The sequence below is a fragment of the Amycolatopsis sp. NPDC041971 genome (genome assembly GCF_055588925.1).
In genome coordinates this window covers 172,383-185,714 of record NZ_JBVJCE010000007.1, presented here as the reverse complement: position 1 = coordinate 185,714, position 13,332 = coordinate 172,383, and the positions used below count along the sequence as shown (strand labels likewise).

At 69.8% G+C, this 13,332-nt stretch carries 9 protein-coding genes; 4 read left to right on the top strand and 5 right to left on the bottom strand.

The window, feature by feature from the left end:
* The first annotated feature begins 88 nt into the window (after positions 1 to 88).
* On the top strand, positions 89 to 997 hold the full coding sequence (locus ACZ6DT_RS16775) for a M23 family metallopeptidase (protein WP_465595261.1): 909 nt from the start codon (positions 89 to 91) through the stop codon (positions 995 to 997).
* 59 nt (positions 998 to 1,056) lie between these two features.
* On the opposite strand, the gene ACZ6DT_RS16770 is transcribed toward ACZ6DT_RS16775, so the two are convergent.
* Positions 1,057 to 2,001: an o-succinylbenzoate synthase gene (locus ACZ6DT_RS16770; RefSeq protein ID WP_465595258.1), complete on the bottom strand. Its 945-nt coding sequence runs from the start codon at positions 1,999 to 2,001 to the stop codon at positions 1,057 to 1,059.
* Positions 2,002 to 2,067: 66 nt separating this feature from the next.
* Here ACZ6DT_RS16770 and ACZ6DT_RS16765 point away from each other — a divergent pair, with 66 nt between their 5' ends.
* The gene (locus tag ACZ6DT_RS16765) at positions 2,068 to 4,881 is read left to right on the top strand and encodes an AfsR/SARP family transcriptional regulator (RefSeq protein WP_465595255.1); all 2,814 of its coding nucleotides are present in this window, start codon (positions 2,068 to 2,070) and stop codon (positions 4,879 to 4,881) included.
* A gap of 114 nt (positions 4,882 to 4,995) precedes the next feature.
* Here ACZ6DT_RS16765 and ACZ6DT_RS16760 read toward each other — a convergent pair whose 3' ends face one another.
* From ACZ6DT_RS16760 to ACZ6DT_RS16750, 3 genes are all read right to left on the bottom strand, one after another.
* Positions 4,996 to 5,811 carry a DUF72 domain-containing protein gene (locus ACZ6DT_RS16760; protein WP_465595252.1) on the bottom strand — a complete coding sequence of 272 codons (816 nt, stop codon included), beginning with the start codon at positions 5,809 to 5,811 and terminating at the stop codon, positions 4,996 to 4,998.
* 52 nt (positions 5,812 to 5,863) lie between these two features.
* Positions 5,864 to 6,619 (bottom strand): DUF4253 domain-containing protein, encoded by a 756-nt coding sequence (locus tag ACZ6DT_RS16755; RefSeq protein WP_465595249.1) that lies wholly within the window; start codon positions 6,617 to 6,619, stop codon positions 5,864 to 5,866.
* A 315-nt stretch (positions 6,620 to 6,934) separates the two neighbouring features.
* Positions 6,935 to 8,581: a DNA repair helicase XPB gene (locus tag ACZ6DT_RS16750; protein ID WP_465595246.1), complete on the bottom strand. Its 1,647-nt coding sequence runs from the start codon at positions 8,579 to 8,581 to the stop codon at positions 6,935 to 6,937.
* Between the two features lie 85 nt (positions 8,582 to 8,666).
* On the opposite strand from ACZ6DT_RS16750, the gene ACZ6DT_RS16745 reads away from it, so the two are divergent.
* The gene (locus tag ACZ6DT_RS16745; protein WP_465595243.1) at positions 8,667 to 9,302 is read left to right on the top strand and encodes an LppU/SCO3897 family protein; all 636 of its coding nucleotides are present in this window, start codon (positions 8,667 to 8,669) and stop codon (positions 9,300 to 9,302) included.
* Here the strand turns inward: ACZ6DT_RS16745 and ACZ6DT_RS16740 are convergent.
* Positions 9,299 to 10,258 (bottom strand): ABC transporter substrate-binding protein, encoded by a 960-nt coding sequence (locus ACZ6DT_RS16740; RefSeq protein WP_465595240.1) that lies wholly within the window; start codon positions 10,256 to 10,258, stop codon positions 9,299 to 9,301. The two genes, ACZ6DT_RS16745 and ACZ6DT_RS16740, sit on opposite strands and share 4 nt — an antisense overlap.
* Before the next feature lie 191 nt (positions 10,259 to 10,449).
* Here ACZ6DT_RS16740 and ACZ6DT_RS16735 point away from each other — a divergent pair, with 191 nt between their 5' ends.
* On the top strand, positions 10,450 to 13,134 hold the full coding sequence (locus tag ACZ6DT_RS16735; RefSeq protein ID WP_465595237.1) for a nitrate- and nitrite sensing domain-containing protein: 2,685 nt from the start codon (positions 10,450 to 10,452) through the stop codon (positions 13,132 to 13,134).
* Positions 13,135 to 13,332 lie beyond the last annotated feature (198 nt).

Below are 13,332 nucleotides of genomic sequence, written 5' to 3'. Positions count from 1 at the left end.
CCTCGGCCAGGAGGGCTCGTGGTCGTTTGTATCTCGCTTGTACGCCCTTTCGGGACCCTTCTCGCGAAACGCCGAGAAAGGACATCCCATGAGATTCAGACGAGTGGTCACGGCGGCAGCCACCGCCTTGCTGGGCATGGCCGGGCTGGCGATCACCGCGACGTCGGCCGAGGCCGCTGTCGGACCGCGCCCCAACTTTCAGCTCCCGTTCCCCTGCAACCAGGTGTGGAACGGCGACAACGACAACAGCAGCGCGCACCGGGCCTACGAAATCGACTTCAACCGCGGCAGCACGGCGGGGGCGGACCTCGGCGACACCGTGGTCGCCGCGGCGGCCGGCAAGGTCGTCACCTCGGCGCACCAGGGTTCGGCGAACGGGTTCGGCAACCTGGTGAAGATCGACCACGGTGGCGGATGGTCGACCTACTACGCGCATCTGAAGGTCCTTTCGGTCGCGCTGAACGCGCAGGTCGCGCAGGGGCAGAAGATCGGCGAGGTCGGCAACACCTCCAAGCCGGGCAACAACATCAGCCCCCACCTGCACTACGAAGTCCGCACCAACGACTCCTCGTGGCCGAGCAACATCAAGCCGGCGTACTTCAACGGTGTGAAGTTCGGCTACCCCAACGCCAACGTCACCTCCAAGAACACCTGCAGCGGCAACGGGAACCCCAACCCGTACGACGCCGTCGAGGTGTGCGGAGACGGCTACAAGGTGATCGACTCGCAGGCGCTCGGCAGCGCGGCGACCACGTACCTGCTGTACAACGGCACGAACAAGAACAACTGCGTCACCACCATCAAGTCCACCTCGGTCGGCACGGGCAGTGCGGTTTCGGCCTTCCTCGAAGTGGAGGGTTCGGCGCGCAAGAGCGATTCCGGCAGCTTCGAGTACTACGCGGGTCCGGTGAGTGCGGCCGCCGGCGCGAAGTGCGTCAAGTGGGGTGGCTCGGCCGGGTCCGTCAGCTACGAGTCTCCGCTGGAGCACTGCGGCTGACCCCTTCCCGCGTGCCATGAATGGTCCGTTCCTTGCGAAATTTGCAAGGAACGGACCGTTCATGGCGTCCTGAGGTGGGCGCGGACGCGGGTGAAGCGGGCTTCCCAGGCCGTGCGGACGTCGGGTGGGGCGGCGTGCGCGGCGAACAGGTCCGGGCCGGGAGCCCGGCGCGGCACCGGCAGGCGTCCGTCCACAGGGGACAGTGAAGCGCCGCAGACGTCCCCGGTCAGCAAGGACATCGTGCCCAGCCCGCAGGCGAAGTCCAAAGTGGGCAGTGCGCCCGCGAGCGCCAGTCCGGCGGCGAGCCCGACGCTCGTCTCGACGGCGGAGGACACCACGCACGGCAGGCCGCAGGCTTCGGCGACCTCCAGCGCGCGCCGGACCCCGCCCAGCGGCGCGACCTTCAGCACGGCGATGTCGGCCGCCCCCGCCACGGCCACCTTGAGCGGGTCTTCGGCCCGGCGGATCGATTCGTCCGCGGCGATCCGCACGCCGACCCGGCGACGGACGTCCGCCAGTTCCCCGATCGACGGGCACGGTTGCTCGGCGTACTCGAGCCCGCCCGCCGCGCGGTCCAGTTCCCCGATGGCCCTGACCGCGGTGTCCACGTCCCAGGCCATGTTCGCGTCGACGCGAACCGCGCCCCGCGGCCCCAGCGCGGCCCGCACCGCCTCCACCCGGGCGCAGTCCTCGGCGAGACTCACCCGCGGATCGGCGACCTTCACCTTCGCCGTACGGCAGCCCGACGCGGACACGAGTTCGTACGCCTTCTCCGCCGATACCACCGGGACGGTCGCGTTCACCTCGACGCTCTCTCGCACCGGCGACGGCCATCCGCGTTCGCTCGCCTCCAGCGCGGAGGCGAGCCACGGGGCGCTTTCGGTGTCGGAGTAGTCGGAGAACGGGCAGAACTCCCCCCAGCCCGCGTCGCCGTGGATCAGCAGCCCTTCACGGACGGTGATGCCGCGGAACCGCGTGCGCAGGGGGATCGCGTAGACGTCCATCGACATCGATCATGCCACTGCTGGAATCAGGTGCCGATTCAGGCGATACCGGACAGAATGAGCGACGTGGCACTCGACTTTCGCGTGCTGGGGCCCACCGAGGTCACGGCCGACGGGCTGCCGGTCCCGTTGGGCGGCAGCAGGCCGCTCATCGTGCTGGCAGGCCTGTTGCTGCGCGCGAACACGGTGGTGCCGGTCGAGGAGCTGGGCCGCTGGCTGTGGCCGGACGACCGGAGGCGGTCCAAGGGAGCCCTGCAGACCTACATCCTGCGGGTCCGCCGCGCGCTCGGCGACGAGGTCACCATCCGCACCGAACGCGGCGGCTACCTGCTCGAACTCGACGAAAGCCTGCTCGACCTCGCCCGCTTCCGCGCGCTCGCCGCGGAGGGAGCGCGGGCCGCGAGAGACGGCGATCCGCGCCGCGCCGCGGACCGGTTCGCCACCGCGCTGGCCGAATGGCGCGGTCCGGCGCTGCAGAACGTCCATTCCGAAGCGCTGCTTCGGGACGAAGCCGACCAGCTGGGCGAAGAGCGGCTACGCGTCCGCGAGCAGTGGGCCGACGCGCTCATCGCCCTCGGCGATCACGCCACCGTCGTTCCCGAGCTGACCAGGTTGTGCCGTGAGAACCCGCTGCGGGAGCGGCTGCACGAGCAGCTGATGATCGCGCTCTACCGCTCAGGCAGGCAGGCCGAGGCGCTGAACGTCTACCGCCGGATCGGCGCGGTGCTGGCCGAAGAACTCGGCCTGGATCCCGGCGCGTCGCTGCGGCGGGCGCATCAGGCGATCCTGACCGGCGAAGAGTCCGGTGAGACCACATTGGACTCCGAGCTGACGCGGTACCGGCTCGGCTCCGAACCGCTGATCCCGCGTCAGCTCCCGTCGGATCTGCGGGTGTTCTCCGGTCGGCAGCGAGACCTCAAGGCGCTGCGCGAACTCGTCCCGGAGGCGCTGGACACCGAGCGGTCGACGTCGATCGCGTCGATCGAGGGTATGGGCGGTATCGGCAAGACGACACTCGCCGTCCATTTCGCGCACGAGGTCGGGGACCGCTTCCCCGGCGGGCAGGTGTACCTCAACCTGCGCGGATACGGGCCGGGCGAGCCGGTCGAAGCCGCCGCCGCGCTCGAAACCATGCTCGTCTCCGTCGGTGTCCCCGCCGACCGGATCCCCGCCGGCGTCGACGGCCGCGCGGCCACCTGGCGCACCCACAGCGCGGGCCGCCGGATGCTGATCCTGCTCGACAACGCCGCGAGCACCGAACAGATCCGGCCGCTGCTGCCCGGCCCCGGCTGCCTGGTGCTGGTGACCAGCCGATGGCAGTTGCAGGCGCTCGTGGCGACCCACGGCGCTCGGCGCGTCGCGCTGGGGGAGCTGCCGGACGAGGACGCGATCGCCCTCGTCGCTTCGACGATCGGGCTGGACAGGGTCACCGAGGATCCCGAAGCCACCGAACGGTTCGTCCGGTACTGCGGCGGGCTGCCGCTGGCCATCCGGATCCTCGCCGTGCGGGCGGCGCAGTTCCCGGACCTCGCGCTGCGGGCGTTCGTCCGGCTGTTGGAAGCCGAACAGGACAGGCTGGGCTCGTTCGACCTCGCCGACGGCGACCGGACGAACATCCGGGCCGTCTTCTCGTACTCGTACCGGGCGCTCGACGCACGCGCCGCACGGATGCTGCGGCTGCTCGGCCTGCCCACCGGCGGCGACTTCAGCGTGCCCGCGGCCGCGGCGGTGGCCGGGGTCGACATCGCGGAAGCGCACGAGGATCTGGCGAAACTGGCCTCCGCGCACCTGATCGCGCGGTCCAAGCCCGGCCGGTACCAGTTCCACGACCTCATCCGCGCGTACGCGGCCGAACTCTCGGCGGAACTCGACGGACCCGAGGTGCGGAAGAGCGTGCTGGACAGGCTGCTCCACGCGTCGCTCGCTTCGGCGCTGAACGCGTCGCGGCTCTTGCGTTCGGACCGGCACTACCGGCTCGTCGAGCCGGAGCGGTTCGATGGCGCCGGGCTGAAGTTCGGGCACTACGAACAGGCTCTCGACTGGTTCGACGAGGAGGCCGGCAACCTCATCGCCGCGGTGAACGTCGCGTACCGGGAGCGGCGGCACCGGGAATGCTGGCAGCTGGCGTGGCTGTTGCAGTCGTACTTCATCGTGCGGTCCCGGCTGGAGGACTGGCGTTCGGTGTTCGGCGTCGCGCTCCGCGCCGCCCGCGACTTGGGGGACCGCTCCGGTGAGGCCGCCATCCTCAGTGGACTCGGAGTGGCGTGTGGGGTCGCCCGCCAATACGAGGAGAGCATCGCCTACCTGAAGCAGGTCGTCGAACTGCAGCGACAGGTCGGCGACCGGCAGGGCGAGGCGCGGGCGCTCTACAACCTCACGCTGGCCAGTCAGGACCCCGACACGGCATGGGAATACGGGGAGCGTGCGTTGCGGCTCATCCGGGAGAGCAACGTCGGCGCCGGCATGGAGGCCAGCGCGCTGCAGGCGCTCGGCGACATCTGCGCCCAGGCGGGCCGATTCGAGCAGGCACTCGACTTCGCCGATCAGGCCTTGGCACTGGAAGCGCACGCGCTGCCCGACGAAGCCCGCTTCACCCTGCACACCAAGGGCATCGCGCTCGTCGGACTCGGCCGCGGTGACGAGGGCATCGCCTGCATGCGGCGGGCCGTCGAGATGTTCTTCGCCCACGGTGAGCTCTACGAGGCGGCCGACGTGCTGGCCCAGCTCGGCGGAATCCAGCTGCGGCGCGGTGATCCCTCGGCGGCGCGTGAATGCTGGCTGCGTTCGGTCCGGGTGCTGACCGAGCTTTCGCATCCGGACGCCGAGGACGTCCGCACGAAACTGGCCTCGCTCGTGGGCGACGCGGTCAAGGCGGAGTGAGGCACGGGCGACCGGCGTGCCGACCCCCAGGCGCAGCACGCGAGTACGCCCGTGACCTCAGGCGTTACTTAACAGGACACCGCTCACTGCGCGCTGACTGTGCAGTGTGCGCGGTCAAGCCAGGAGTTCCGCGAGGGCGATCGCGTTCTTCGGCGCCTCGACCTTGACGTCGTTGTCGAAGTAGACGTACGTGTCACGGCCCCAGCCCTTGATCTTCCGGGCCCACTTCTTCAAGGCCTTGTCGCCGTACCCGCTGACGTACAGCTCCTCGTCACCGTGCAGGCGGACATACGCGAATTCGTCGCTCGTCATCTCGTCGATGAACGGGAATTTGCCCGCGGTGTCGGCGACCACGAGCGCGATGCCGTGTTTCCGGAACAGTGCGAGGCTTTCGGGCCCGGCGAAGCTCGGATGCCGTACTTCGACGGCGTGCCGGAGCTTCCGGCGAGGCTTCGGATCGGTGTGCGGTTCGGCCTTCAGCTTGTCGTCGTGTTTGTGCGCGAGCTCGGCGGCGGCGTGACTGGTGCGCGGCAACAGCTCGAAGAACCCCTCCACCCGCTCGGCGTCGAACGCCAGCCGCGGTGGCAGCTGCCAGAGGAGCGGCCCCAGTTTCCGGCCGAGCGCCAGCACCCCGGAGGCGAAGAAGTTCGCCAGCGGCGCCTCGACGTCCCGTAGCTGCTTCATATGCGTGATGAAGCGGCCGCCCTTGACGGCGAAGACGAAGTCGTCCGGTGTCTGCTCGACCCACGCCCGGTACCGCTCGGGACGCTGCAGCGAGTAGAACGAGCCGTTGATCTCCGCCGAATTCATCCGGGACGACAGGTATTCCAGCTCACGCCGCTGCACCAGGCCGCGGGGGTAGAAGTCCCCGCGCCACGGTGGATAGCGCCAGCCCGAAGTGCCGATCCTCAGCTCCGCGACGTCGATCACCACCTTCCCGCGTTGCCCTGATTCCCCCTCTCCCGCCGGCGCAAACGCGCCCTCATGCCCACGAGAACTGCCACCTCCGGGTCTGGACCAGGCCGGCGGCGAACTCGCGCAGATTGCCCGGCTGACCGGCGAACGCGGGCAGGCAGAACGAACGGTGCTCGGCGGCGACCGTGAGCGCGCGGCCCTGGGTGCGTGGCGGCGCGGCCACCGACAGCTCCATCGAATCGAAGCCCAGCACCGTGAGCGTCGCGCCGAAGCGGTCTTCCCAGCTGCGCAGGACCGCGGACAGCTCGTGGACCTGATCGGTCACCTTGATCATGCCCGTCCAGCCGAGGATCGCCGGGATGTCGGCGGGCCGCTCGGTCTGCACCAGCGCCAGCCGATGCTGCCCGCGCGCGGCGAGGATCGAGCCGGTGTTGCCCGCCTCGGCCAGCGGATCCGCCCGGCGCGACGGGCGGCGGGCCAGACCGGGGAACTTCGCGCCGAACGGGCGCAGGCAGGCGCCGTCGCAGCATGACGTGTCCCACCAGCGGGCCAGCACCTCCGCCGGATCCACCGAGGCGATCCGGTGGTCGGCGGGGGCGAGCCTGCCGCGGTCGTCGATCCAGTCCTCGCCGTTGGCCGCGAACCGCTGGTCGTGCGGGATCAGCACCGGCCACAGCCCGGAGCGGTCGAACTCGGCGACGCAGCCGGTGTAGCGCTCCGGCCTGGCCAAAGGCAGATCCGAAACCCAGATCCGGCCGTGCCACCGGCCGGGCGGCAGGGTCTGGACGGGCGGCGTACGCGGGCGGAACGGTGCGATCGTCATCGGCTTCCCCTCGAACTGGTGTTCGGTCAACTCTACCCGAACACTAGTTCGAAGCACCGACAGTTTTCGATACCCCGTTTGCGGGATCTCGCGACTGTCGCCTCGTGTGCCCCTGGTGTCACAACGGCCACAGGAGCTGTCCACAGTGGACTTCTCGCGCTCTTGGTGCCGACTGTCCGTGAAGGCCTCCTTGAGGGACCCAGAGTCCCTCAAGGAGGCCTTCACGGACTTCGAGGCCGCAGGGCAGGGCCCAGACGCGACAGCAAAGCTCCCTTGCTCTCTTTTCGCAGGCCAGGCGGCTGGAGGGGCCGGTTCCTACATGGGGCGCAGCAGGTCGTCCGCGTCCATGATCCGGTACGCGTACCCCTGCTCGGCCAGGAACCGCTGACGGTGGGCCGCGTACTCCGTGTCGACGGTGTCCCGCGAGACGACCGAGTAGAAATGCGCCTGCCGTCCGTCGCCCTTGGGCCGCAGCAGCCGTCCCAGCCGCTGGGCCTCCTCCTGCCGCGAGCCGAACGTCCCGGAGATCTGGATCGCGACCGAGGCCTCCGGCAGGTCGATCGAGAAGTTCGCGACCTTCGAAACGACCAGCGTCCTGATCTCACCGCGCCGGAACGCGTCGAACAGTTCCTCGCGTTCCTTGTTCCGGGTCGCGCCCTGGATCACCGGCGCGTCGAGTTCGTCGCCGATCATCTCCAGCTGGTCGAGGTAGGCCCCGATGACCAGCGTGGGCTCGCCCGGATGCCGGTCGACCAGCGTTTTGATCACCTTGGTCTTGGTGTCCGCGGTCGCCGCCAGTTTGTACCGCTCCTCGGCCTCGGCCGTCGCGTACGCGAGCCTCTCGGCGTCCGTCAGGGTCACCCGGACCTCGGTGCATTCCGCCGGCGCGATCCATCCTTGCGCCTCGATGTCGCGCCATGGGACGTCGTATCGCTTCGGGCCGATCAGGGAGAACACGTCGCCTTCGCGCCCGTCTTCGCGCACCAGGGTCGCCGTCAGCCCCAGCCGCCGCCGCGACTGGAGGTCCGCGGTCATCCGGAACACCGGCGCGGGCAGCAGGTGGACCTCGTCGTAGACCACCAGGCCCCAGTCCCGCGAGTCGAACAGGTCCAGGTGCCGGTACTCGCCCTTGGTCTTGCGCGTGACCACCTGGTACGTCGCGATGGTGACCGGCCGGATCTCCTTCTTCTCCCCGGAGTATTCGCCGATCTCCTCCTCGGTGAGCGAGGTGCGCGCGATCAGTTCCCGCTTCCACTGCCGGCCGGCGACGGTGTTCGTCACCAGGATCAGCGTGGTCGCCTTCGCGTGCGCCATGGCCGCGGCGCCGACCAGGGTCTTGCCCGCGCCGCACGGCAGCACGACGACGCCGGATCCGCCCGCCCAGAACGCCTCGGCGGCCTTGCGCTGGTAGTCGCGCAGCTCCCAGTCGACCTCGGCCAGTTCGATCGGGTGCGCCTCGCCGTCGACGTAACCCGCGAGGTCCTCCGCGGGCCAGCCGACCTTCAGCAGCGCCTGCTTGAGCCGTCCGCGTTCGGACGGGTGCACGATCACGGTGTCCTCGTCGATGCGCGCGCCCAGCATCGGGCTGATCTTCTTGTGCCGGAGGATCTCCTCCAGCACCGCGCGGTCGATGGTCGACATGACCAGGCCGTGCGCCGGGTGGTTGGCGATCTGCAACCGGCCGAACCGGCCCATCGTGTCGACGATGTCGATGAGCAGCGGCTGGGGCACGGGGAACCGCGAGTAGGTCGTCAGCGCGTCGACGACCTGTTCGGCGTCGTGGCCGGCCGCGCGGGCGTTCCACAACGCCAGCGGCGTGATCCGGTAGGTGTGGACGTGCTCGGGCGCGCGTTCCAGTTCGGCGAACGGCGCGATGGCGATCCGCGCGTCGTCGGCCTGGCTGTTGTCGACCTCGAGGAGCACGGTCTTGTCGGATTGGACGATCAGCGGGCCATCGGTCACATCGTCCTTTATACGTTCCGGCCACATCTGCCCCCGTCGCGGCACCGCTGGTGGAAGGATGTGCGGCAGGTGAGGAGGAGGGACCTTGACGACGACACCGACCGGCGGGACGCCCGAGTACGACCCGTTCAACGCGCCCGCGCCGCTGCCGCCGATGCCGGAGGTGGGTCCGACGGCACCGTTCCCGAAGCCGCGACCGCTGAGTGTGCCGGCCAGGGTTTCGATCGTGCTGGGCGTCGTCGCCGCGCTGGGCCTGGGGAGCCTGGCCGCCTGGGGGATTTCGCGGTCGAGCGGGTTCGCCACGGTCGAGGCGGGCAAGTGCCTCTACCTGACCGACGAGGCGGGTGGCGACCAGAGCTACACGACCGCCAGCTGCACGTCGAGCCGCGCGACCTTCCGCGTCGATGAGGTGCGCACGGGTTCGTCCGACTGCCGTGATTCCGACTACATCCAGTTCGAGCTGTACGGGGGTTCGTCGAGCAAGAGGGCCGAAAAGACGCTCTGCCTGGCGCTGAACGTCGAGACCGGAGACTGCCTGCGCGACGTCGTGCACGAGACGCGCATCGCGAAAGTCCGCTGCACGGACATCAGCGCGGAGGCGCGGGCCGTCGTGACGCGGGGATCGTCGGAGAGCGCCTGTTCCTCGGACGACACGGCGCTGCACTACACCGGGCCGCCCGAGCGCACCGTATGCCTGCGGCCGACCGGCGAGAACATTTAAGGCCTCGGTACGAGCGCCTGCACGTCGAGCCGGGCGCCGATCATGCCCGAGTTGTGCATCAGGTCGGCGACGCGTTGCAGCCGGATGCCGTTGAGGGAGACCGGGTAGGTCCCGAGCGAGATCAGCGAAGCCGTGGTCCGGTCGATGTCGGAAAACGTCGGCAGCGCGTCGCGGACGACGGCCGGGTCGGCCGCCCGCACCTGCGCCTCGCCGAGCACCTTCCGGAACGCCGCGAGCGTGCGGGCGTTGCCCTGGCCGAAGGCTCCGGTCGAGACGTAGGCCGACATCGGGAAGTCCAGGGTCGCGCCGCGCGCGCCGTCGGCGAGGATGCTCGCCCCGAGTTCCTTCTCGGCCCTGGTGATGTACGGCTCGACCATCCACGCGGCGTCGACTTCACCTGCCTGCAACGCCTGCGGCATCCGGTCGAACGGGTGCTGTTTGAACTGGATCCTGGTCACGTCGATGCCCGCGGTCCCGAGGACCGAGCGGGCGGCGAGCACGCCGATGTCGTCGAGCATGTTCACCGCGATCTTCGGTGACTTCTTGAGGGTCGGCTCGGTGTACTCGGAGCCGGGAAGTGTGACGAGCGCCATGGTGTTGCGGCCGGCGGTGTAGGCCTCGCCCTGGAGTTGCAGTGGCGTCCCGGCCGCGGCGGCGCGGAAGATCGAGACGTCGCTGGCGAACGCTATGTCGACTTCGCCCGCGGCGAGCTTGTCGATCGCCTGGTCGCCGGGAACATCGACGAGGGTGACGGAAAGGCCAGCGGCGGTGAACTTCCCTTCGGCGACGGCGACCCGCAGGGGTGCCGTGTCGATGGGGCTTCCGACACCGACGCGCAGTTCCGCCCGTTCGAGTGGCGCGTCGGTACTTGCGTCACCACCGGAAAACACTCCGCAACCGGCGATCGCCAGCAAGGCCGCTACCAGCGGAATCGCCAAGACGCGCATCTTCGTCACCGCTCACCTACCGAGAGAATGTGCTCCTCCTTCTGGATCGTATGGTCCGTGCCCCATACGATCGCCTGCGGGAGACGCCGGATTGCGCGACTTTCGATCGTCCTCGAATCTTGTTACTCTACAGTAGGTTCGGGCTCTCGTCCCCGATATCAGCCACGGGAAAGGGTCCCGTGGTGGGAAAAGGAAACCAGGTGGCCCGTCGCGACAAGCGTCCCCGTCGGGGCGACGCGGCGGAACGGCATCCTCGTGTCGGCGGACGTTGGCGGCTCCGGAACTGGCACCTGCGTACCAAGCTCTTCGTGGTACTCCTGATTCCCGCGCTCGCGGTGGTCGCCCTCGTCGGGCTCCGGGTCGACTCGGATCTGCGCGATGCCCGGCAACTCGCCGAATTCGCCACCCGCGGCCGGGTCGACAGCACCGTCGCCGAGGCCGTGCACCAGCTCCAGCGTGAACGCGACCTCACCGTCCGGTTCGTCGCGGGCGATCGCAAGGGCGACGTCTCCGAACTGACCGAACAGCGCAACCGCGCGGACGAGGCCATCGGCACGTTCGACCGCACCCTCGGCGCAAGCAAGAACAGGCTCGGCGACAAGGCGGCGACGAGTCTGCAACTGACCAGCGACCGCCTGCGTGTGCTGACCGGGCTCCGGTTTTCCGCCGAACACTCGGCTTTTCCCGCCGACGCGGTGCTGCGCTCCTACAGCGAACTGATCTCCGGCCTGCTCGACATCAGCGATGCCACCGCCGCCGACGTGTCCGATCCGGATCTGGGGAAGCTCCGCCTCGCGGGCAACGCGCTCGCGCGGGTCAAGGACCAGCTGTCGGTCAAGCGCGCGATCATGGCGGCCGCGCTCGCCCAGGGCGGTCTCAACCGGGACCGGACCCGCGCGCTGCTCGGCGCGGAGGCCGAACTCGCCGCCGCCCGCAACGACTACCGCACCTTCGCGACACCCGAACAGCAGCGGATGTACGACGACACGGTGATCGGCCTGATCGTCGACATCGGCAACGACATGGTGGAGTCGGCGCTCATCCGCGCCGAGAACGACCAGGGGCTCGGCGGGCTGGATCCGAACCAGTGGGACACCTCCGCCACCTACACGGTCAATCTGGCCCACCAGGTACAGCAGGCGCTGCTCGTCCGGTTGCAGGAGCGCACCGACGCCCTCGCGGCACAGGCGAGAACGTCCGCGATCTGGGACGGCGGCATCGTGCTCGGCGTACTGCTCGTCGCCGGTGTGCTCTCGGTGATCATCGCGCGTTCGCTGTTGCGGCCGCTGCGGATCCTGCGCCGCAGCGCGCTCCAGGTCGCCGAACACCAGCTCCCGGCGGCCGTCGAAGGCCTGCTCAGCGATCCCGAGCCGCAGCCGGAGAACCTGCGGCGGCGGCTGGCCGTCGCGCCGGTCCCGGTGTTCAGCCGCGAGGAACTCGGCCAGGTGGCGCGCGCGTTCGACGCGGTGCACGGCGAGGCCGTCCGGCTCGCCGGGGAACAGGCCATGCTGCGGGAGAACATCAACGCGATGTTCGTGAACCTGTCGCAGCGGAGCCAGGATCTGGTCGAACGGCAGCTGTCCGTGCTGGACCGCATGGAGGCCGACGAACAGGATCCCGACACGCTCGCCGGGCTCTTCGAGCTCGACCACCTCGCGACGCGGATGCGCCGCAACAGCGAGAACCTGCTGGTGCTCTCCGGGACCGACGTCGTCCGTGAGGACGGTGGCGCCGTCGTCGCCGACGAGATCATCGGCGCCGCGCTCTCGGAGGTCGAGCACTACCAGCGGATCGAACTCGGTGCCGCGCCGCGGATCGCGGTGCGCGGCGAGGCCGTCAACGACCTCGTGCACGTGGTCTCGGAGCTGCTGGAGAACGCGACCCGCTACTCGGACCGGAGCACGATGGTGCAGGTCGAGGGGCACGAGACCGAACGCGGCGAATGGCAGATCGAGATCACCGACCACGGCGCCGGGATGCCGCAGGCGGAGATCGACCGCACCAACGCGCGGCTGGCGAACCCGCCGGACGTCGACGTCGAGGTCTCGCGGCGGATGGGCCTGTTCGTGGTGGCGACGCTGGCCGTCCGGCACCGGATCGACGTCCGTCTGCGGTCCGCGGACGGCGGCGGGATCACCGCGGTGGTCGTCGTGCCCGCCGCGCTCATCGTCGAAGCGCCCCAGCCCGCCCCGATGCCGGAGCCTCCGCCCGTCGTCGTCGTTCCCGAGCCGGAACCCGAGCCGCCGCTGGAAATCCCGCCGCTGCCCGAACCGGAGGAGAGCGTCGAAGAGTCGCGGTTCGCGCCCGTGCTGGATCCTGGGCCGCTGCGGCGCGCTCCCGTCGTCGCACGCGAGACCCAGCCGGAGTGGCCGTCTTCGGACGACGACGTCGTCGACCATCTCGAGCTGGACTCACCGACCGAGCGGATGCCCAAGTACCAGAGCGTACTTTCGCAGTGGTTCGACCACGGTGGCCCGCGCGAAGGGCCTTCGCCCGCCGAACCCGGCCCGCCATCCTTGCCCTCGTTCGAACCGGTGAAAGCGGCCGAGGAGAGCGCCGCGAGGGAGGAATCCGCGCAGGATCCGGACGAGCCGACCGAACCGACGCTGAAGCCGGTCCGACCGAAGGAAAAGGCGCCGGAGCCCGAGCCCGCTTGGCCGACGCCCGCCGAACTGGAACAAGAGGACGGCGCGGAGGAGACCTGGCCGGTGCTGCCCGCCGTCGTTCCCGAGGCCCGGTCGCAGGACGACAGGCCGGAGAAGCCGCGAGGGGAGAGGCCGATACTCTCACTTTCCCCCGAAGCGGTCCGCGAACGGATGACCAGCCTGCAAGGCGGATTCCGGCGCGGTCGCCACGCCAGGGGTGACGACAACCCCTCGGATTGAGCGAATGTGCGGAGCTGCGATGTACTCGGAAGGCGACCCTCAGCGTGAACCCGCCTCCGCCGAAGGCTCCGCTATCGCGGTGGGGGGGGGGGGGGGGGGGGGAACGCGACGGACACCTCGCGACCCCACCCCGGCGACCGCGTCGCAGCCCCCGGCTTCCCACCAAACACCAAGAGGACGGGAGAGCCCCTAACCCCC